22 protein-coding genes are annotated in these 21,741 nt (G+C 32.3%); 13 read left to right on the top strand and 9 right to left on the bottom strand.

The window, feature by feature from the left end; genetic code table 11:
• Nucleotides 1-13: 13 nt before the first annotated feature.
• The 6 genes from upp to tfrB all read right to left on the bottom strand — a co-directional run bounded on the left by upp (nt 14) and on the right by tfrB (nt 6,785).
• A complete protein-coding gene (gene upp / locus MSM_RS01970; RefSeq protein WP_004036837.1) occupies nt 14-640 on the bottom strand; it encodes a uracil phosphoribosyltransferase in 627 nt (208 codons plus the stop codon).
• Nucleotides 633-1,919, bottom strand: coding sequence for a uracil-xanthine permease family protein (locus MSM_RS01965; RefSeq protein WP_048058666.1), 1,287 nt, complete (start codon nt 1,917-1,919; stop codon nt 633-635). Before MSM_RS01965 ends, upp begins: the two co-directional genes overlap by 8 nt.
• A gap of 232 nt (nt 1,920-2,151) precedes the next feature.
• Complete coding sequence (locus MSM_RS01960) at nt 2,152-3,369, bottom strand: DDE-type integrase/transposase/recombinase (RefSeq protein WP_011953864.1); 1,218 nt, start codon at nt 3,367-3,369, stop codon at nt 2,152-2,154.
• Nucleotides 3,370-3,568: 199 nt separating this feature from the next.
• Nucleotides 3,569-4,390 carry an indolepyruvate ferredoxin oxidoreductase subunit alpha gene (locus MSM_RS01955; RefSeq protein WP_011953863.1) on the bottom strand — a complete coding sequence of 274 codons (822 nt, stop codon included), beginning with the start codon at nt 4,388-4,390 and terminating at the stop codon, nt 3,569-3,571.
• The gene (locus MSM_RS01950) at nt 4,387-5,292 is read right to left on the bottom strand and encodes an RNA methyltransferase (RefSeq protein WP_011953862.1); all 906 of its coding nucleotides are present in this window, start codon (nt 5,290-5,292) and stop codon (nt 4,387-4,389) included. The genes MSM_RS01955 and MSM_RS01950 overlap by 4 nt, the downstream gene beginning before the upstream one ends.
• Before the next feature lie 11 nt (nt 5,293-5,303).
• Nucleotides 5,304-6,785 (bottom strand): fumarate reductase (CoM/CoB) subunit TfrB, encoded by a 1,482-nt coding sequence (gene tfrB / locus MSM_RS01945; RefSeq protein WP_011953861.1) that lies wholly within the window; start codon nt 6,783-6,785, stop codon nt 5,304-5,306.
• A 115-nt stretch (nt 6,786-6,900) separates the two neighbouring features.
• On the opposite strand from tfrB, the gene iorA reads away from it, so the two are divergent.
• The 4 genes from iorA to MSM_RS01925 are packed head-to-tail and all read left to right on the top strand — an operon-like array spanning nt 6,901 to nt 10,072.
• Nucleotides 6,901-8,799 (top strand): indolepyruvate ferredoxin oxidoreductase subunit alpha, encoded by a 1,899-nt coding sequence (iorA, locus tag MSM_RS01940; protein ID WP_004032135.1) that lies wholly within the window; start codon nt 6,901-6,903, stop codon nt 8,797-8,799.
• 2 nt (nt 8,800-8,801) lie between these two features.
• Nucleotides 8,802-9,386 (top strand): indolepyruvate oxidoreductase subunit beta, encoded by a 585-nt coding sequence (locus MSM_RS01935; protein WP_011953860.1) that lies wholly within the window; start codon nt 8,802-8,804, stop codon nt 9,384-9,386.
• 57 nt (nt 9,387-9,443) lie between these two features.
• The gene (locus MSM_RS01930; protein ID WP_004032133.1) at nt 9,444-9,722 is read left to right on the top strand and encodes a hypothetical protein; all 279 of its coding nucleotides are present in this window, start codon (nt 9,444-9,446) and stop codon (nt 9,720-9,722) included.
• Between the two features lie 26 nt (nt 9,723-9,748).
• Complete coding sequence (locus MSM_RS01925) at nt 9,749-10,072, top strand: hypothetical protein (RefSeq protein WP_011953859.1); 324 nt, start codon at nt 9,749-9,751, stop codon at nt 10,070-10,072.
• A gap of 18 nt (nt 10,073-10,090) precedes the next feature.
• Here the strand turns inward: MSM_RS01925 and MSM_RS01920 are convergent, their stop codons facing one another.
• Together MSM_RS01920 and MSM_RS01915 are read right to left on the bottom strand one after the other, a co-directional pair.
• Nucleotides 10,091-10,522 carry an amino acid-binding protein gene (locus MSM_RS01920; protein WP_011953858.1) on the bottom strand — a complete coding sequence of 144 codons (432 nt, stop codon included), beginning with the start codon at nt 10,520-10,522 and terminating at the stop codon, nt 10,091-10,093.
• 10 nt (nt 10,523-10,532) lie between these two features.
• A complete protein-coding gene (locus tag MSM_RS01915; protein ID WP_011953857.1) occupies nt 10,533-11,834 on the bottom strand; it encodes a phenylacetate--CoA ligase family protein in 1,302 nt (433 codons plus the stop codon).
• 117 nt (nt 11,835-11,951) lie between these two features.
• Between MSM_RS01915 and MSM_RS01910 the strand changes: the two genes are divergently transcribed.
• Nucleotides 11,952-13,565: a sodium:solute symporter family protein gene (locus MSM_RS01910; protein WP_004032129.1), complete on the top strand. Its 1,614-nt coding sequence runs from the start codon at nt 11,952-11,954 to the stop codon at nt 13,563-13,565.
• A complete protein-coding gene (locus tag MSM_RS09425; RefSeq protein WP_019262296.1) occupies nt 13,562-13,675 on the top strand; it encodes a symporter small accessory protein in 114 nt (37 codons plus the stop codon). Before MSM_RS01910 ends, MSM_RS09425 begins: the two co-directional genes overlap by 4 nt.
• Nucleotides 13,676-14,203: 528 nt before the next feature.
• On the opposite strand, the gene MSM_RS01905 is transcribed toward MSM_RS09425, so the two are convergent.
• A complete protein-coding gene (locus tag MSM_RS01905) occupies nt 14,204-15,628 on the bottom strand; it encodes a B12-binding domain-containing radical SAM protein (protein ID WP_011953856.1) in 1,425 nt (474 codons plus the stop codon).
• A gap of 157 nt (nt 15,629-15,785) precedes the next feature.
• Between MSM_RS01905 and MSM_RS01900 the strand changes: the two genes are divergently transcribed.
• The 7 genes from MSM_RS01900 to MSM_RS01870 all read left to right on the top strand — a co-directional run bounded on the left by MSM_RS01900 (nt 15,786) and on the right by MSM_RS01870 (nt 21,735).
• Nucleotides 15,786-16,136, top strand: coding sequence for a nascent polypeptide-associated complex protein (locus MSM_RS01900; protein ID WP_004032127.1), 351 nt, complete (start codon nt 15,786-15,788; stop codon nt 16,134-16,136).
• Between the two features lie 9 nt (nt 16,137-16,145).
• Entirely contained in the window at nt 16,146-16,889 is a 744-nt protein-coding gene (locus MSM_RS01895; RefSeq protein WP_004032126.1) for a metallophosphoesterase family protein, read from the top strand.
• Between the two features lie 74 nt (nt 16,890-16,963).
• Nucleotides 16,964-17,989 carry an NYN domain-containing protein gene (locus tag MSM_RS01890; protein ID WP_004032125.1) on the top strand — a complete coding sequence of 342 codons (1,026 nt, stop codon included), beginning with the start codon at nt 16,964-16,966 and terminating at the stop codon, nt 17,987-17,989.
• Nucleotides 17,982-19,184: a hypothetical protein gene (locus tag MSM_RS01885; protein WP_004032124.1), complete on the top strand. Its 1,203-nt coding sequence runs from the start codon at nt 17,982-17,984 to the stop codon at nt 19,182-19,184. Before MSM_RS01890 ends, MSM_RS01885 begins: the two co-directional genes overlap by 8 nt.
• A gap of 51 nt (nt 19,185-19,235) precedes the next feature.
• Nucleotides 19,236-19,505 (top strand): hypothetical protein, encoded by a 270-nt coding sequence (locus tag MSM_RS01880; RefSeq protein WP_048058605.1) that lies wholly within the window; start codon nt 19,236-19,238, stop codon nt 19,503-19,505.
• A gap of 23 nt (nt 19,506-19,528) precedes the next feature.
• Nucleotides 19,529-20,749: a bifunctional ornithine acetyltransferase/N-acetylglutamate synthase gene (gene argJ / locus MSM_RS01875; protein ID WP_004032122.1), complete on the top strand. Its 1,221-nt coding sequence runs from the start codon at nt 19,529-19,531 to the stop codon at nt 20,747-20,749.
• A 368-nt stretch (nt 20,750-21,117) separates the two neighbouring features.
• Nucleotides 21,118-21,735 carry a class I SAM-dependent methyltransferase gene (locus MSM_RS01870; protein WP_004036863.1) on the top strand — a complete coding sequence of 206 codons (618 nt, stop codon included), beginning with the start codon at nt 21,118-21,120 and terminating at the stop codon, nt 21,733-21,735.
• Nucleotides 21,736-21,741: the final 6 nt, after the last annotated feature.

The following is a 21,741-nucleotide window of genomic DNA, read 5'->3' as shown; positions in this document are numbered from 1 at the left end:
ATAATTCATAGTATTATTTTGTACCGTATACTCTGTCACCAGCATCTCCAAGACCTGGTAGAATGTATGCGCTTTCATTTAAAGTTCTGTCTACTGTTGCACAGTAAATTTGAACATCAGGGTGGTCTTTTTCAATTAAATTAATTCCTTCAGGAGCTGCAACAACACATAAAAGTTTGATTTTTTTAACTCCTTCTTCTTTAAGTCTTGAAATAGTTGCAGATGCACTTCCTCCTGTTGCAAGCATAGGATCAATAATCAGTACTTCTCTTTGACTAACATTTTCTGGCATTTTAAAATAGTATTCAATAGGCTGGAATGTTTCCTCATCTCTGTAAAGACCGATGTGGCCTACCTTTGCATTTGGAATTACATTTATAATTCCATCAAGCATACCCATTCCCGCTCTTAAAATTGGCACAATTGCATAATTGTCTTCATTTAGTTTGCCGGTTTCCATTTTTTCAAGAGGAGTTTCTATTATTGTTTTTTCCAATTTTGCATCTTTAGTTGCTTCGTAACAAAGAAGTGTGGAAATTTCCGTAATTAATTCACGAAATTCTTTAGTTCCTGTATGGATATCCCTTAAAATACCTAATTTATGTGTTATTAATGGATGGTTCAGAACAATTTCATTCATGTTTTTCCTCCGGAATACATAAGTTAAGGATGATTCCAATGATTGCTGCTAAAGACATGCCGGAAATAGCTAATGATAAATTTCCGTATGCGATGGATAGTGTAGCTCCTCCTAAACCTAAAACTAACATTGTAGCTGCAACAACTACATTTTTAGTGTCTGTAAAATCAACATGGTTGTGGATTAAGATTTTAAGACCGTTTACACAGATAAATCCATAAAGAAGGATTGAAATACCTCCAAGAACTGGTGAAGGGATTGCAGTTAACAGTGCAGTTAAATGTCCTGAAAATGCAAAGATAATAGCTATAATGGCTGCAAGTCCAATTACATAAACAGATGCAACTCTAGTCATACCTACAACAGATGTATTTTCTCCGTAGGTTGTGTTTGCAGGTCCACCAAGAAGTGCTGCAATAAAAGTAGCTATACCGTCACCTAAAAGAGTTCTGTCAAGACCTGGATCCTGAATCAGGTCTCTTCCGATAATTTCACTTAAAACTTTGTGGTCTCCAACATGTTCAACCATAGTTACTAATGCAATTGGTACAATTGTCAGTATTGCTCCAAAATTAAGATTATAATCAACAAATGGTATGTAGAATTTTGGAATTTCAATAATGTGGGCACTTGCAACTCCGGAGAAGTCAACTACTCCGAGAAGTGCTGCTACAATATAACCTATTATAATTCCAATTAAAAATGGGATTACTCTTAATATTCCTTTTCCTCTGACTGCTAAAATTGCAGTACTTAAAAATGCAACAAAAGCTATTATTAAACTTGTGATTGGAACTGAACTAGCATTCAAACCAATTTCTTCGATTGCCGTTGGTGCAAGTGACAGACCAATAATCATAATCATAGGCCCAACAACAACAGGAGGCAATATTTTATTAATCCATTCTTTACCAACTACTCTAATTATAGTTGAAATAATTGCATACACTATTCCTACACACATTATAGCTGTAAAAACACTGGCTTTTCCAGCTATTGCATATCCTGCTACCATTGGTGCAATAAATGCAAATGAACTTCCCAGATAAACAGGACTTCTTCCTCTAGTACATGCAATGTAAATGAGAGTACCTATACCAGAGGTGACAAGAGCTACAGGTATTGATAAGACATCTGATCCAACAGTAGTATTTACAACAATTGGTACTAAAATAGTAGCTCCAAACATAGCACATACATGCTGTATAGCAAGTAAAATCCAATTTACTGCAGGAGGTTTGTCTTTAACGCCTAATAGCATATTACTATTTTCACTCATTTTATCTCCTTTAACTTCAAAAAACTCTTTTTTGACAAAATAATTGTTTAAACTTAACATTAATTCCAGATTATTTTATTTTCTTTGAATGAATAAGCGATTAATTTAATTTTTGTTCATAATAAAAAGAATCTTTTTTATTTCATTTTTAATAATATTCATAAATTTTCATTATGTAATTATATTTCTTCAATTACAATTATAAAAATTTTTTTAAAATATTTTGGCTCTTTCAAAAACTTGTGTGATTTTTTTCTTTTTCATTGTTTAAATTCCAATAATTTAGTTTTAGCATGAATCTGGCTAGAAGTCCTTGTTCTATTTTCATTGTTCTTTTTATGTGTTTTGGGAATACTTTTTGGAAGATATTTTCGATTTTATTGTTTGTTGATGGGATGTTCGTGTTTTCCAGGTGTGTCGTTAATTTTTTGAAGTAAGGAATGATGAATTTCCAAAGAATTTTGTTTGTGAACTTGTTTTTTGTATATTTTTTGTTTATTAATTCGTTTCTAAGTTCTTTAGCAGTATTTAAGTCTTTTGCATCCAATATTTTATAAATGTCCTGTTTTAAACAATTTAATATGTCTTTTTCGTCTTCAGATAATGGATTTTTGTCAAAGTAATCTTTAAATCTTTTGTTTACTGCTTGTTTCACGTGAAATTTGCAGAAATGGTGTTTTACTTTTAATTTATCGATGGCTTCACGATATTCGTGTTTTAAGTCTGTGCCTATTGATATTTTTTTCTGATTTCTTAGAGATTCGTTTAAAAATTGATAAATGGTCTTAGAATCTTCTGATTCGACCAATTTGACGGAAACGATAGTATTCAATTTAACGTCGAATAAGGCTAAAATATAGTTCCATTCACCATTAATTTTAACCCAAAGACTATCAAATAAGTAATATCCAGAATAAGTCCAATTATCATAGTTAAATTGATAATTAGAGTTCAATAAGATGTTTTCAATGCTTTGATGTGAGATTTCAATGTTATGTTGTTGTTTTAAATCAAATCGTATTTTATGGAGCCCTGCTCCATAAATTTGATATAAATTCTCAATACATTCAATAACAGGCAATGTAATATTTGAATTAGAATAAACAAGAGATAATAAATCAGTATAAAAGACTTTACCGCATTTTATGCACTTATATTTTTGAATAGTGCAAATTTGTTCTCCAATTCTTAAAAAAATAAGTTTACGTTCATAAGTACCATTTTTAACAGCATTATGTGATTTACAAGATGGACAAATTGCAACTCTATTCTCAAAATGTATTTTACCTCTTTTTTCCAATCTGATAAGATTATTCTCAATATTTTCGCAACCAAATCGAGAAAGATCATCAAATTGACGGAATTCAGAAAACTCAGGAACAAAATCGAAAAGTTTAAATTGTTTTGACTCCATAAATTCATATGGAGCTTTTATTTTGATACTAGACATATTAATATATTAGCTCCACTTAATATATTAATTTTACTGCTTTTAAATTAAAAATAAAGAAAAAATAGAACGAAAAAAATTCGTGACTCAAAAACTAGTGAAAATTCAAATCACACAAGTTTTTGAAAGTGACAATATTTTAACCTGGTTTTGTCTTTTTAATGAACTTTCATTGTAAAAAATAGTTTATATTCGGTTTTTAAAGTTCAACTAAATTTTGTAATTTGTTGACTATTGAATCAATTGATTTATCGTTGTATTTTAAAGTAATAGCATTTTGTTTACAAATATTAACACAGAGTCCGCAGCCTCTGCATTTATTTTGATTGATTTGGATGGCATTGTCTTTAAAACTAATAGCCTCAGACATGCATATTTCATTTAAACATTTCATGCAGTCTATGCATTTTGAGTTATCAATAGCTATTTCCACACCATCTAATTTGTGCATTTTATCGCTTATTTTGTCGTCTAATTGAGGTATTACTTTCCACAAGCAACAGCATGGACAGCAGTGACATATGGTTAAAAGGCCTTCTTTTGGTTTTACATTCATCCAAATAGAGTCAATTTTATTCCTGCCGATTATATGGCTTAATCCTGCAGCATCTGCTTTATCAACATGGTCCTGGGCTTCTTTTTTACTTGCTTTATGGCAAAGGTTTTGCGGAATTTTTCTGGATGTTGGCCCAAGGAAAATACAGCCTATGTCCTGAGGATAATCCTTACAATTGTTGGATGTTCTACAAAGGCAGCTGTTCATTATTACAATATCGTCAATTTTTTCAATAACTTCTTTCAAGATATCTGTTGGAATAAACTCAGATTTTTCAGCTTCTATTGTTTTATTGATTTTTATTGTATTTGGAATAACTGTAACGTCATCATCTTCAAATAATCCCTTGTCAATGATTTTCCTTATTATTTTGGATTGTTTAGTTAATTTAGCTATTCTGAATCTCCAGTTGAAGATGTAGTTTACTATAAATATGTTTATGTCTGCAAAACTAATTTTTCTCATTGTTTACCCATTTTCATTTTTAAACGTCTTAAAATTCCTTTTAATGTATGGGCTTCTCTGCCTGTAATGTAGGCTCTATTAATAATATTTTTAAATGATTTGAGTCCGTTTTTCTTTTTGTGTTCAGGGATATCTAAACCATCAATCAAGTCATACATATCTTTCAGCACATATTCTTTTTCAATAGCTGTACTTTCTTCCAGGCCTTCAACAGGATATTCATGCATATTTTTAAATAATTCATAGAAAATAATGGCTGCTGCATGAGATATGTTTAAAATAGGGTATGTGGGATCAGTTGGAATTGAAACACAAATGTCGCAGTCTTCAATTTCTTCATTTGTAAGTCCATTTCCTTCCCTTCCAAATAAAATAGCGGTTTTATTGTTGGTATTGATGTTTTTTCCAAGATTTTCAGGCCTTACAGGGATTCTTGAGAGATTGTAACTTCCTCCGGCTACACCAGTTGAAGCTACTTTAAAGTCTATCCTTTGGCTCTGATAGAATTCATCAAGAGTATGATATATTTTAGCATTATCGACAATGTATTTTCCATGTGTTGCCTGATAAAATGCTTCAGGGGTTAAAGTAGGTGGATTGATAAGAACCAAATTCTTCAGTCCAAAATTCGCCATAGTTCTTGCAAGAAAACCGATATTTCCAGGTGTTTCACATTCTACAAAAACAATGTAAATGTTGTTTTTAAAATTGCTTAATTCTTTTTCGCCATCATCTTCAGGACCTTTAGCTATTTTTATTCCTCTGGACTGTTTTTTGGATTTTGATTTTTTCGAAGAGGTTGATTTTTTTTCACTTTTAGTTTTTTCTTTGACTTCTGGTGAATTTAAGTTGGTTTCAACTATTTTTTCTTCACTTACAGCTGCATCTCCTATTTTAATCAACCCCTATTTATCTAATCTTTCTGATAAGCTAGTTGTAATAGCTCAATTATGTTCATAGCTTTTATGTCTTCACGGTCAATTGCATCCAATCCGTCTTGAATGTTGTATTGGCAGAACGGACAGATTGTAATCACTGATTCTGCACCAGTGTCTTCAATCATTTTTGCTTTTTCTTTTGCAAGAGTCATAGCAATTTCAGGATGTCCTGCTTTTATTCCACCTCCTGCTCCACAGCATTGGCACGGATATTTCATTTCTTTAAAGGTAACTCCGGGAATCTGTTCAAGAATGTCACGAGGTTGGCCTTTAATTCCCTGACCTCTGCCTAAATGACAAGGGTCATGCCAGGTTACTGTTGTGTTCAGTTCCTTCATTTTGTCAGTATCCAATTTATCCACTAAAAATTCACTGATGTCCATTACATTTAGATTGGATCCATATTTTGGATGGTCATTTTTAAGGGTGGAACCGCATCCTGCACAAATGGTAAGTACAGTATCATAATCCCTGAAAACTTCATTGTTTTTATCAACAAGTTCCTGAACCATGTCTGTCTGACCTGTTCTTATTAATGGTGAACCGCAGCATACCTGTCCTTCAGGAATATCTATGGTTATTCCATTAGCTTCAAGCACATCAATTAATGCTTCTCCAATGTGGTGTAATTTATTATCTACCATACATCCGGTAAATAATGCTATTTTTGAACCGTTGTCATTTTTAACTTCTTCAATAAAACTTGGCCCTTCAGCTTTGATTGACCTTCCTGTTTTTTCTATATTTTCTTTAAATGCAACATGTTCCGGAAGCGGTCCTTTACCTTCTTTGCATGCAATTTCCCTTAAACGTTCAATTGCATCTCCAAAGGTGTTTATATCTTTAGGACAAACAGCCTTACACTTTCCACAACTGGTACATTTGTATAATCCTTCTTTTAAACTTTCATCGAGCCTGTCAAATTCATCTCTTGGGTCTGATTCAAATTTGGAAAGATATCTCATTATGTAAGGTCCGCCAAATTTTGTTTTAATGAATTTTATAACAGGACAGGTTGCAAAACAGGAATAGCATTCAATACAGCTTCTAACTTTTTTGGTATTTTTAATATTTTCCGGAGTTAGATTTTCATTTAAATTATCATCATGTCTTTGAGGATTTAAAGAGAGTTGCAAATCTTTTACTTCCTGTTCTATCTGGCTTTTATCAACAATCAAATCTTTAATTACTGGGAAATTTTGAGGTTCAATTATTGCACCGTCCTTTATATCTTTTTGGCATGCAAGAGCCCCATTTCCATTAAATAATATTCCGCAGGAACCGCACTGTCCTGCTCTACATGAGCTTCTAATGCTGATGTCGGCATCATATTTTTCATTAATGGCATTGATGGCATCTAAAACTTTCATTTGAGGTGTCTGTTCTATTTCATAACACTCCAAATGAGGTTCACTGTCCACTTCTCTGTCAAACCTTGATACATATACTTTAATCATTACTTTACCCCTTTACTCATAATCAAATATAAAATAAGTATAATATTTATATTATATCTAAACCTATTATATTATATATTTTATTAGATTTTTAAATTATTTGAGGAAATAAATAATGAACTTAAAAGAATTAGTAACAGGGAAACCTGGTGATAAACAATTTTTGTTAGGTAATGAGGCAGCTGTAAGGGGAGTTATAGAAGCTGGTGTTTCTGTTGCAGCTACTTATCCAGGTACTCCTTCATCAGAAATTGGAAATGTTTTATCCGGATTGGCTAAGGAAGCTAACATTTATTTTGAGTTTTCTACAAATGAAAAAGTAGCTATGGAAGTTGCAGCTACTGCTGCGGCATCTGGACTGCGTTCATTTACTTTCATGAAACATGTGGGTATGAATGTAGCCAGTGATTCATTTATGACAACTGCTTACAGTGGAGTAAATGGTGGTATGGTTATTTTATCTGCAGATGACCCGTCACTTTTTTCATCTCAAAATGAACAGGATACCCGTAATTACGGACGTTTAGCAAATGTGCCTATTTTAGAACCTTCTAATTGTCAGGAAGTTAAAGACATGGTTAAATATGCTTTTGATTTATCTGAACAATTTAAATTGCCAGTTATTGTAAGAACAACCACTCGTGTATCTCATATGAGGGGTGTTGTTGAATTTGGTGAGGTGGTAGATAATTCTTCAGAAGGTGAAAGCCATTGGAAAAAAGGATTTTTCAAGAAAAACCCTGCACAGTTTGTTCCGGTTCCGGCATTTGCAAAGGATATGCATGTTGCATTAGTGGAAAAAATGGATGAAATTAATAAAATAACCAACGAGTCAGATTTCAATGTTGAATCCTATTTCAGCCAGAATAAAAAATATGGTGTCATTGCTTCAAGCAGTGCTTATAATTATGCTTATGATGTAATCAGATATAATAATCTGGACATTGATGTTTTAAAACTTGGATTTTCATATCCTTTCCCTTATGATAAGGTAGCTGATTTTGTAAAGGATTATGATGAAGTCTTTATTGTAGAAGAGGTAGATCCGATTATAGAAAAGGATACATTGGTAGCTATTGGTAAAAATAATTTAAATACTGTTGTTCATGGTAAATTAGATGGAACCTTCCCAGTATATCATGAATTTAATTCAGATATTGTAGCTAATGGTTTCAATAAATATTTAAACTTCATTGAAGAAAATACCGATGATTATTCTGATAATTTACTTAATTTACAAGAAGAAATTCCTTCCAGAGCTCCGGTACTTTGTGCGGGATGCCCTCACAGAGCAATGTATTATGGAGTAAATAAAGCATTGGAGGAATTGGGAATTCCTCTTAAAGATGCTGTATTTGCATCAGATATCGGATGTTACACTTTAGGAATAAATCCACCATATAATGCTGCGGATTACTTGTTGTCTATGGGATCAAGTGTAGGAGACGGCTGCGGATTTTCAATAGCTACAAATCAGAAAGTAATAAGTTTCATTGGTGACTCAACATTTTTCCATAGCGGAATATCACCTTTGATAAATGCAGTTCACAATAAAAACAATTTTATTTTAACTGTATTGGATAATAGGATTACAGCTATGACTGGAGGTCAGCCAAACCCTGGAATTCCTGTTGATGGAATGGGTGATGATGCACCGGAAATTTCCATACGTAAACTGGCTTTAGCCTGTGGCTGCAATTATGTTCGTGTAATTAATCCGTTAAACTTGGATCAGGTAGTTAAAACATATAAAGAAGCTTTAGAACGTGATGAAGTTTGTGTGATTATAGCTAAAGCTCCATGTACTTTAATTAAAGGTAAAACTAGGAAACCACCAGTAAATTATATTGATTCCAATTGTAATGGATGTAATAAATGTGTAAGTGAACTTGCATGTCCTGCTATTTCAAAAGATGGTGGAAAAATAGCTATTGATCAGTCTATGTGTGATGGATGTGGTGTATGTATCCAAGTTTGTAAATATGGTGCCTTAGAAGCTGGAAGAGGTGAATAAATATGAATAATCATTATAATATTTATATTTGCGGTGTTGGAGGTCAAGGAATTATTAAAACCTCTGTAATTATTGGAGAAGCTGCAATGAACCAAGGATTAAATGTAGTTATGAGTGAAATTCATGGAATGTCTCAAAGAGGAGGTTCTGTTTCTACTGAGTTAAAAATAGGTGATTATAACAGTTCAATTATTCCGGAACATGGTGCAGATATGTTGCTTTCATTTGAACCTATAGAAACGGTAAGAGGTTTGGATAAAGTAAATGATGATACTAAAATAGTATTCAATACTCATCCTATTGTTCCAGCTTCATCAGATAAACCTTATCCTGGTGTAGGTAACATTACTGATGTTTTAAAAGAAAATTTTAAACATGTCCTTCCGATTGATGGAACTAAATTGGCTATGGATGCCGGAAATGTATTGGCTTTAAACATGGTTTTATTAGGTGCTGTAACTGCAGACGACAAATTCCCACTTTCCAAAGAATCTGTTATTGCAGCTATGAAAAATAATTTGAAACCGAAATTTCATGAATTAAATTTAAAAGCTATTGAAAGTGGTTATAATTGGATTAAAGGTTAAATATTTAAATAATTATAAATTAATTAATAATTAAGTACTAAAAAGAGGGTGTTATATATGCCTTATAAAATTGATAATGCTATATTAAAAAAGGATAAAACGGGCAGGGTTACTTTAATTGATCCTGAAAATGTTTTTAAAGATGAAGATGCTTTTGTAGCTATTAAAAGTGATGATTTAATCACTATTCAACTTTTAATAAACAGCATATTACACAATGATTTTAAAAGATGGTCAGAACTTGGAGTGGTTCCTGAAACAGAACCTGTCAAAAGTTTATTTGTCCGTTTAGGTTATTCTAAAGCAGACATTGCATCATTGTTAAAAGAATTTTAAATATATTATTAATGGAGGTTTTCAAAATGCCGGAATTCAAATTATCTAAAGAAGCAGGAACCAAAAAGTTCGAACTTTCAATAGCTATTGATTATGATGAAGATGGCAATATTGAAGCTCAGGAGTTTTATGATGGTGTGGACTGGTCTGATAATCCTGCTGACATTAGGTTAAATACTAGCTATTGTGATGAGGATGAACAAGACGAGTGGAATTTGTTTTTCAACGATTTCATGCATTTACTGGAATCAAACGAGTTGACTGAGAAAGCTGAAACTTTAAAAGAAGTGGATGATTCTTATTATTTTGTAGAAGAATGTATTGAAATTGTTTTGACTGAAGAAGATTAAGAAAAGAGAAAGTCTTTTCTATAAATCTTCTATATCTTTTTTTTCTAGGATGTGTGCATCACTATCTTTTAAAAGAGCAATTGCTTCATCCATATGTTTCAATCTCATTACTACAATAGCTTTTTCTGTTTTTGAACTTACAAATGCATAAAGGTAATCCAAATTGATGCCTTTTTCGTCAAATATAGCTAATGTGGTATTTAATCCGTTAGGTTCATCTGGAACTGCAACAATAATAACGTCATCTTCCCTTACAATAAACCCGTCTTTTTCCAATGCTTCAATAGCTTTTTCATTGTCTGAAACAATTAATCTTAAGATTCCATATTTGGTTGTATCAGCTATTGAAAGTGCGCGTATGTTTATGTTTTCTTGAGCTAGTGTATTAATAGCTTTTTTCATTCTTCCTTCTTTGTTTTCTATAAATACAGATATTTGTTTTACTACCATATTTTTCACCTCATTCAAAATTTCTTTCATCAATAACTCTTACAGATTTTCCTTCACTTCTCGGTAATGATTCAGGTTCACATAATGTTACATTAACCCTTAATCCAGTTTCACTTTTAATGGATTTTACAATCATTGCTTCAGTTTTTTCCATTTCTTTCATTTCATCAGAGAATAGTTCTTTGGTAGCTTCCACTTTAACTTCAACTTCATCTAAGGTATCAGGTCTTGTTACCTTGATTAAGTAATTTGGACTTGCTCCCTTAATTTTAAGTAAAGCTTTTTCGATTTGTGATGGGAAAACCATAACTCCTCTGATTTTTAACATGTCATCGCTTCTGCCGGTGATTCTGCTCATTCTTACACTGGTTCTTCCACATGCACATTGTTCTATAATTAAAGAGGTTAAATCTTTTGTTCTGAATCTTAAAATTGGTATTCCAGTTTTGGTAAGTGTAGTTAATACAAGTTCTCCTTTTTGACCTGCTGGTAGAGTTTCTCCAGTTTTCGGATTAATAATTTCCGGATAGAAATGATCATCCTGAATATGCATGCCGTTTTGTTCAACACATTCCTGAGCTACTCCAGGACCCATAATTTCAGTTAAACCATAGATATTGTATGCTTTGATGTTTAATGTATCTTCAATTTTATGCCTCATTTCTTCAGTCCACATTTCAGCTCCATGAATTCCTATTTTCAGATTAATGTCTTCTAAGTTAATATCGGAGTTTTCAAGACTTTCTCCAAGATACATTGCATATGAAGGGGTACATGTTATAACATCACTTTGGAAGTCTTTCATAGTTTCAAGTTGTCTTTTGGTGTTTCCTGCAGAAATCGGCACGGTTATTGCTCCAAATTTTTGGGCTCCATGGTGAATACCGAATCCTCCAGTAAATAACCCGTATCCGAATGCATTTTGAAGAATATATTCTTTTTCAACACCTACCATTCCAAGACCGCGTGCAATACACTCTGACCAGATATCCAAATCTTCTTTGGTATATCCGGTAACTGTTGGTTTTCCGCTTGTTCCTGAGGATGCATGGATTTCTACAATTTCTTCGTAGGGAACAGCAAATAAACCAAATGGATAAGCTGCTCTTAAATCATCTTTTGTTGTAAAAGGGATTTTTTCAATATCTTTCAATGTTTTTATGTCTTCTGGGGTGATACCAGCTTCATCAAATTTTTCTTTATAAAATGAAACATTGTTATAAGCTAATTTAACAGTCTGTTGTAATCTTTCCAGCTGTAATTTTTCTTTTTCTTCTTTACTCATACATTCGGCTTGTTTGTTCCATACCATTGTATCACTTAATTATATTTCTTTGTTCTAATTTTTTAATATAAAATTATATATAACTATTCATATTAAAAATTTAATCATATATTAATTTTTTTTAATATATTCGGAGTTTAAATTATGGACATTATGATTTTAGCGATTGTATTTATAATCTACATTTTTGCTTTAGTATTGGTAGGTTATTATGCATGGAAAGGAACAGAATCCTCAGAGGATTTCATGATTGGTGGGAAGGATACACATCCTGCGATCATGGCTTTAAGTTATGGAGCAACTTTTATTTCGACTGCAGCTATTGTCGGTTTTGGTGGAGTTGCTAGTGAATATGGTATGAGTGTTCTATGGTTGGCATTTTTAAACATAATCATTGGGGTATTCATAGCTTTTGTATTTTTAGGTAAAAGAACCCGTAGAATGGGACACAGTTTAGGTTCCCTAACGTTTCCCGAGTTCTTGGGCAAACGTTTTAATAGTAAATTTATTCATTATTTCTCAGGTTTAGTTATATTTTGTGCTATGCCGCTTTATGCAGCAGTAGTTCTTATTGGTGCTGCAAGATTCTTAGAATCTTCTTTAATGATTGATTTCGGAATATCCTTATTTATTTTATCAGTTATAATTACATTCTATGTATTCTTTGGAGGTATTAAGGGAGTAATGTATACTGATGCGCTACAGGGAGTAATTATGGTTTGTGCAATGGTATTTTTACTTGGATTTGTTTACTGGTTGCTTGGTGGTGTAACTCATGCAAACACAGCATTAACAGATATGGTGGGATTATATCCGGCTAGTGCTACAGCTACAGGGGGAACAGGTTGGACAACATTCCCTGAGTTGGGTTCACCGTTTTGGTGGAGTTTGGTTTCATCTACTCTTATTGGTGTAGGTATTGGTGTATTGGCTCAACCTCAACTGATTGTAAGATTTATGACTGTTAAATCTGACAGGGAATTAAACAGATCAGTTCTTGTTGGAGGATTATTTATTGCAATAATGCCTACTACAGCTTATATTGTAGGTTCACTTTCCAATGTGTATTTCTTTGATAAATTGGGAAAAATAGCTGTAGATGTTGTTGGCGGAAATGTTGACAAAGTTATTCCAACATTTATTACGATGGCATTGCCTGAATGGTTTGTATATATTTTCCTGCTATCATTATTGGCAGCGGCAATGTCTACAATCAGTTCCCAGCTTCATACTCAGGGAACTGCATTTGGTGTAGATATCTATGGTACTTTAAGAAATAAAGCTAAGCAGAAATCAGACCAAATTACAGTTACAAGACTTGGTATTCTTATAGCTATTATTTTAGCTTTAGTATTGGCATTTTCTCTTCCGGGAAGTATTGTTGCTCTTGGAACAAGTCTGTTCTTTGAAATCTGTGCGGCTGCATTTTTACCTGTGTTCTTGGGAGCATTGTATTGGAAAGGAATCACTGCTAAAGGTGCTATTGCAGGTATTGTTTCCGGAACATTTGTTAGTTTATTCTGGTTACTCTTTGTATTTGCAAAAACAGCTAAAGGTTTAGGATTGTGTAAAGCAATATTTGGTTGTGCAACTTTATTGCCGGCCATGCCATGGCCTTATATTGATGTAATGTTAATAGCTGTTCCTGTTTCTGCTATATTTACATTGGTTGTTAGTTTACTTACAAAACCTCCTGCTCAAGAGGTTATTGATAAGGCATTTGAAAATATTGGCAACAAAGGAAGTGAGGTACAATGATGGTTTTAGGAATTGAAGACCCTTGGATTTGGGGTGTTTATGTATTAATCATTTTATCCACTTTGTTATGCGTAGTCTACGGGATTGTGTATTGGAATAGAGATTATTAATATCCATTCTCTTTTTTTATTTTTTCATTTTTTCAAAATAGTAAAATATATATGTCATAAGATGTAAAGGATATATTACACAATGTAAACTATATATTACATTGTTCCGTAAGTGATAATTATTTCAGGGCTGTTGGTTATATTAAGCGGTTATTAAAGTTTCTGCTAATTATTAGTGCCAATACTAAAAATTAATTATTGTACGACATTCTGACGAAAAATTGAAAAATCCCCTTAACTAATTCAAACATTAATTTCAATTTTATGGTGTTTAATGTAGTTAACAAAGTCTTGATAATTATTTCTTATTTTAAATGCTGGTAAAAAATAGTTTAATTATTTTCCCCCAATTGACAATAAATACAATTAACATTACCTCCCAATTAACCATTAGGTTAGAAAATTTAAACACATTTCTTAAATTTAAATCTCCATTGAAAATTATTTTAAACTATTTTATTACTGGTATTGATAAAAAATATGTAATTTGGTTTAGTTAATGTTCACCAAAAAACTTATTTTTAAAAATTACATATTTTTTAATTCTCTTTTATTGTAATCGGTATTTTTAGGAGTTTTTGACAGTGCAGTTTTTATTACTCCAAAGATTGTTTTTAAAAGGTAAGGGCCGTCTTGTAAAAATTGTCTTATTATATAATGTGGCCTTAAATAAAATTTCATAAATGCTTTTGCTTGAATTTTTCTCATATCATTTAAAGAACAGTCTATTGTTTCTAAAATTGGAGTTATTAATGTATATTTGGACCAATCTTTTATTTTTATAAGATTTTTTTCAAAAGCTTCTTTATAGAATCTTGTTCCTGGATATGGGGTTGCTAAACTGTATATTGCATAATTCGGTTTAAGTTTATGGACAAATTTAACTGTTTTGTTCATGATTTCTTTGGTATCTCCAGGCATACCTAAAGCTACTGAAGCTATTGTTCTTATTTTTAGCTTATGTGCAATTTTAAATGCATTTTCAATTTTTGCAATTGTAGTGTTTTTGCACATATTGTCCAGTTGTTGTTGGTCTGCTGATTCCACTCCTATAAATATTGTAATGCAGCCTGCTTCTTTCATTTTTTTCAGAAGTTTTTCATCTAGAGTGTCTACACGTGATGTGCAGCCCCACATGATTTCAATATTTCTTTTTAATATCTCATCACAAATAGCCATTACTTTCCGTTTTTTCAAAGTGAAGGTGTCATCCATAAATGCAATTGTGTCAATATCATAATTTGTTTTTAGATATTCTATTTCATCAACAATGTTTTCTACGCTTCTTTCCCTAATTTTTTTTCCGTGCATTGCAGCTGATGAGCAAAATGAACACTGCATAGGACATCCTCTGGTTGTAATCATAGTTGTCATATGGGTATCCATGTCCAATAAACGGTATTTTTTCATTGGCAATAAGTTTAGTGCCGGAAAAGGAAGTTCGTCTAGATCTTGTATCAATGGAGCTTCAGGATTTACTACAATTTCTTTTGAGTTTTTGTCTTCAAATACAATTCCTTTAACATCATGCAGACTGCTTTGATTTTCCAGAGCCTGCACCAGATTTAACATGATGTATTCTCCTTCACCTCTGATTACGATATCTACATTTTCATCTTCAAGGGTTTCTATGAAATTAAATGTAGGATGATATCCCCCCATTACAACTATTGCGTCGGGAAGGGTTTCTTTAACTACCTGTGCAGTTTCAAGTGCTCTTCCTATTGTTGGAGTAAGGGCAGTCAATGCCACTAAATCTGGTTTTCTTTTAAGTAATTCCTTTTCAACATCTTTAAAATCCATATCTTCTGCAGATGCATCAAGTATTTCAACATCAATATTGTTTTCTTGCAGTACTCCAGCCATATATGCAATACCTAATGGTGGTGCTATTACTCCCATAAATTTATATTTTGAGGCCGTTTGCGGTGGGTTAACAAACAGAACTTTCATAATTTATCCCCCAGTATTTAATGTTCGTTAAACAGTTTATCTTATATACTTGGTATAAATAAAGGTTATGTTTGTATAATTTTGAATTCTATAATTAATTTTAATAATATTGAAAGATATAACTAATTACTAATATTAAATTAATGAGGACAGTATTATGATACCTGGTATGAATGCAAAGCAGATGAAAAAAATGGAAAGACAAATGAAAAAGATGGGAATGGATATGAAAGATCTTAAAGGAGTCAAAGAAGTCATTATCCGTTTAGAAGATAAAGAATTAGTCATTCCAAATGCTGAAGTAAGTTTGATGAATGTAATGGGTCAGGAAACTTATCAAGTAACCGGTAAAGCACATGAAGTAGCAATTGATGAAGAACTTGTTATTCCTGATGAAGATATTGAAATGGTAGCTAATCAAGCAAATGTATCTGAAGATGAAGCAAAAGCAGCTTTGGAAGATACTAATGGTGATCTTGCAGAAGCTATCTTAAAATTAAATCAATAGGATAATAATATGCCTCTTATTGTACATATTTCTGATTTACATATTAGTGAATTGGGATTTGAAGAAGATGTTTTTATAAAGGCTGTAGCTGAAATAAATGCCATAAATCCGGACATGATAATATTAACAGGTGATTTGACTAATAATGGTTATTATAGTGAATTTATCCAAGCTACCAAATATTTGGAGATGTTTGATGCACCATTATTTGCAGTACCTGGAAACCATGATGCCCGTAATTTGGGTTATGAAACTTTTGAAGAGTTAATAGGGGAATGTAGCTGGAAACTTACAAAAGATGATGAATTTGTGGTTATAGGATTAGACAGCAGTTCTCCAGACATATCCAGTGGAAATGTTGGTAGGCCACAGCATCTTTGGATGGAACATCAGTTAGACCAATGTGTTATTGAGGAGTTATTTAGTATTGTGGCTCTTCATCATCATGTAATTCCTATTCCAAAAACAGGTAGGGAACGTAATGTATTAACTGATGCAGGAGATGTTCTTAAAACATTAACTGACCATGAAGTTGATTTGGTACTTGCAGGACACAAGCATGTTCCAAATATCTGGAAAATGAATAATACTCTGTTTGTTAATGCGGGATCATTATCTTCTAATAAACTTAGAGGAGATGATAAAAATTCATATAATGTATATGAAATTACTGAAGATACAATTAGGATATTTCTTAATAAAGTTGATGGAGAAAGGTTTTTATTTGGAGAATATCCGAGAAATAGCATTTAGTTAACTCTTAATTAAATTTAAATATACAATTTACAAATAATATAATATTAATTAAATAGATTTTAGGTGATAATGTGAAAGTTGTTGTTGATGCTTCAAATGTTGCATATAGTACAAAAAATGAAAATTCACAGCCTCAAATGTCCAATATTTTAGCTGCGGTTAAATCTTTAGAAGAAAGTGGTGATGAATTTGTAATAATTGCTGATGCATCACTACGTCATGACATTGATGATAAAGAAAAATTTGAAAAACTGTTGGAAAGTGAAAATGTAGAGGAAGTTCCGGCAGGTAATGATGCTGATCATTTTATTCTCAATATAGCCCATAATGAAAAAGCTAAAATTTTATCTAATGACAAATTCAGAGACTATGCTGCTGAATTTAAAAATATTAATTCTATGAGGATTCCTTTTGTAATAGAAAATGGCAGAGTTACATTTGGGAAACCTAAATCACCTAAAAAGGATAAAAACATTTTGCAGCACATATCTGATGAGATTATCAAAGAATTAAACTTCAAAAGATGGGAAGTTTATACCGGAAAAGAAGGTTTGGAAATTTCACCATTAAACATTGCTAAACAGGCAATTATCCGTATAGATAATGATAATGACACCAGTTCTAAATTAGAAAAGGTCTTTTCAAAAATACCTATGTTTAACAAGATTGTGGACATGGTTGATGATGTGGAAGTGGCTGCTCCTTATGTTATTTTCGTATTGGTCCATCCAAAGGATTACAAATTAGCTGTTAAAAATGCAGGTAATATTTCTGTTACTGTTGCTGACAGGTTAAGACTTGAGAAAAAACCATTGATAGCTGTTCGTAATGATTTATTTACCAGACCTGGCACTTTTGAGTTAAATATAATGCTGGCTGATGAAGTTACAGAACATGCTCCTTATAATGTTTTGGTTCGCGTAAGTACTCATGATGAAGTATTCATTAAGAAAAATTCAAGAAACATTGCCAGCACTATAGCCGGAAGGCTCGGATCTTGGAAATTTCCATTTGTTTCTGTTAAACCAGATATGCTTTTGGAGAAACCTGGAGATTTTGAGATTGAGCTAGAAAAAGGAGGAAGTTTGGATGGTTAATAGCTTAACTAAAGAACTTATTAAGCTATCTACAAAACTTAATCCAATTAGTGTTGGAACTAAGTTTTTTCCAACAAATTCTGTTGAAACAGAGTATGTTGAGCTATTTAATTATACTCAAACTATTCTTTTTGAACTTGAAAAAGCCGAAATTACATCTGAAAGTATTTTAGAAAATCTTAAGCGGGATGTTGGTGTAGAAAATCTCCCGGAAAACTATAATTTTTATGAACTGAAAGCAGCCGAAAATAAAGTTGAAGAATATGCACTTGTAAGTAACATTATTATGGGTAGTGACCGTTACTTCTATGTCGAGCTCCCTCATCCATCTAATTTAATTAATATACTTGTAAAAATCATTGAAAATGAGAAAGGATTGATAGTTGAAAAGAGCTCTACAGAACTTGTTGCAAGAATGTTAAGTAAAAATGATGCAATAAGGGTGGCTATTGAAATTATCGGAATAGGGCTGGAAGAAGGAGTTCCAATTATTTCTGCAGTAGGTATGACCGGAGCTGCTTCTATTGAGAGGTCAATTAATTACACTCAGAATGTTGGAAATTTCCCAGGTGTTGCATTTACCAAACTTGGTGGTGAATATGCACTTGTGTTTGACGAACCGTTTAAACTAATGCAGTCCAAACCTAAAGAATTTCAAAATTATTTGTTCATTGATTTAATAGATTCAACAGGCTTTATCAGTAAAAATGGTAGAAATAAGCTTGTTGAATTGATGACAGGAATTAAAAATTTCATTGAAACCGAGTGTGAAGGAGAATTAGAAGGTTATCGTGAAGGGGGAGATGATTTTATAGCCAGATTCCCATCAAAAGATTTGGCTATTCGTGCAGGGCTTGATTCTGCATGGTTTGCTTTAGATAATGGTGCAAAAATCAGAGCAGGAATTGGCAGAAGTAGAAGGGAAGCTGGTGAAAGGGCTCAATTGGTAGATAGTTTAAATTCATCATCTCCATTATCACTGGTTGTATTTGAATTGGCTAACGGGTTATATGCTTACAATATTCCTTCTGAATTTTCAAGGACAATTATAGATTTAATTGAAAATCAAAAAGGCAAATTGATTGGAATATTTGCATTTGTGTTTATATTTGTGTATGTTTTATCCATATTTGGTTTAGGAATGTTTGGTTTTGTTGGAATAGTATTGGCACTTATTTATGCAGTATTGTCTTAATGTTTAAATAATAGTAGTTTATTAAAAAATAATTAAAAGAAAGGGATTAAAGTGACGTCTAAAAACGATGGAACACTTGTTGTGTTTATGATTATAGCATTAATTGCATTTTGTGTAGGTGCTGGCATTGGTGTATCTATGGTTATTTCAGATGATGGTGCTGATGTGGCTAACAACACAACTCACATTGAGAATGTTACTCATGAAATGACTACAAACTTAACCGATACAAATGATGATCTTGCTTACGATTCAGAGAAGGATGAATCAAATTACCTTGAAAAAGGTGAATCAAACTTGGATTATTCGGATGATTATTAATTTATTTTTTGTAAGGAAGTAATATGATATTTAAAGAACTTGATGGTGGATTGTCAGTTATTGATAATCTTAAAGTGGCAGGTGCTAAAGAAGGAAAATATGGTGTTGCAGTTATTGTAAGTGAAAATAGTGATGCTTCAGCAGTATTTACATCAAATAAAATAGTGGCTGCTCCTGTAATATATACTAAAAAGGTAGTTGAAAAAGGAAAAGTTTCAGCAGTATTTGTTAATAGTGGAAATGCTAATTGTTTTACAGGCAATCAGGGAATTGAAGATTGTGAATCATTAGTTGAACTGGTTTCTAAAGAGCTGAATATTCCTAAAGGAGAAATAGCTATTTCTTCAACTGGGGTTATTGGCCGTAAAATGCCTCTTGATGTTATAACTGGTGTGGCTTCTAAAGTATTTTCCAGTCTTGGAAACAAACCGGAAGATTCATTGGCAGCTGCAAATGCCATTATGACTACTGATAAAATTCCAAAACAGTGTGCATTGGAAGTCACATTAACTAATGGTGAAAAAGTAAAAATTGCAGGAATTACAAAAGGCAGCGGAATGATTGCTCCAAATATGGGAACCATGCTGTCATTTATTGTAACTGATGGAGTAATGGAAAGTAAATATATTAATAAAGCTCTTAAAAAAGCTGCAAATAAAAGTTTTAACATGATCGTTGTTGATGGTGATGAGAGTACAAATGATACCTGTTTGCTCATGGCAAATAAGGCGTCTGGAGTCAATATAGTCAATGACGGTGAAATTGATCCGAATTTCCAGGAAGCCCTTGAGTATCTTTGTATTGATTTGGCTAAAAAAATGGTTAAAGATGGTGAAGGTGCATCTAAGGTTATTGAAGCAAATATTTATGGAGCTAAAAATATTGATGAAGCCAGATTGGCAGCTAAGGCAATTGTAACTTCTCCTTTATTTAAATCTGCCGTATTTGGTGGTGATCCAAATTGGGGAAGGATAGTCTCAGCAATCGGTTATTCCGGAGCAGATGTAAGTGCAGATACAGTAACAATAGCTATAGCTAATAAACAAGATGAAGTTGACCTTGTAAAAGATGGTGAAATTCTTGCTTTTGAAGGAACTGATAATCTTTTAAGAGCTGAGAAAATCATGCTCGGAGAAGAGGTCATTGTAAATGTTGATCTTAATAAAGGTGATGGTGAAGCTACAGCTTGGGGCTGTGATTTAAGTTATGATTATGTGAAAATCAATGCTGAATATACTACTTAAAGAAAAGATATAAATACTTTAAGAAGTAAATATTTTTATGTTATAGAAATTCTATTTTTGATTTTCGATTAAAATGATATTGAATCAAATTTTAACTATTGATAGTTACATTATTTGGTTTTAATTTATTAATTAAATTTAATGGGGATATGATTATGGCAAAAGTTAAAGGAACCAATAAAAGAACAAGAGCAAAAAGAAGTTATACCAAACCTGGTAGTAAAAGAGGTAGAGGAGTTAAACAAACCTGGAAAAAATAATCCTCTTTTCCATAACTTTTTTTTTAAATTTTAAGCTTATTTTTACTTAGAAAAAAATATATACTATTTTTTAAAGATTATTACTCATATACTATAAGATGTGGTATTATGAGTAAAAAGAAAATGATGATGCCTGCAAATGGCCACAGAATTCAAGGCATGACTAGTGAAAAGTTCCTTGATTCTAAAGAATTTTTAGATGAATTGAATCTCACAGGCAGTGAGAACTTTATGGATGCCGGCTGTGGAGATGGTCATGTAGCTATTAAAGCATTAGAAGAATACATTACTGACGGTTGCGTTTATGCTTTGGATATGTATGAACCTTCTATTGAAGATATGCTTAAATACAAACAGGAAAACAATGCAGATAACCTAATCCCAATAGTATCCAATATTGCTGAACATATTGATTTGGATGATGAAACATTGGATGTTGTTTTGATGGTTAATGTTTTCCATGGTTTTAAAGCTACAAGAACATTGGATGAAGCAGTGGACGAATTGGCTAGGGTAATTAAAACCGATGGTGGAAGAATAGCTATTATGGATTATAAAAAACAGGATGTTAAAAACGGACCTCCAACAGCTATCAGAAGTTCTCCTGATGATTTGCAGGAATTATTTTCAGCACATGGTCTTAAAATGACTTATTTAAATGAGGAAATAGGTGAAGACATTCCTGAAGGCAAATCTCATTATTTAATAATATTTGAAAAAGAGTAGTTAAAA

The organism is Methanobrevibacter smithii ATCC 35061, from assembly GCF_000016525.1.
GTDB lineage: Archaea > Methanobacteriota > Methanobacteria > Methanobacteriales > Methanobacteriaceae > Methanocatella > Methanocatella smithii.
The sequence above is the reverse complement of the archived record's forward strand: the minus strand, read 5'-3'. Positions and strand labels throughout refer to the sequence as shown.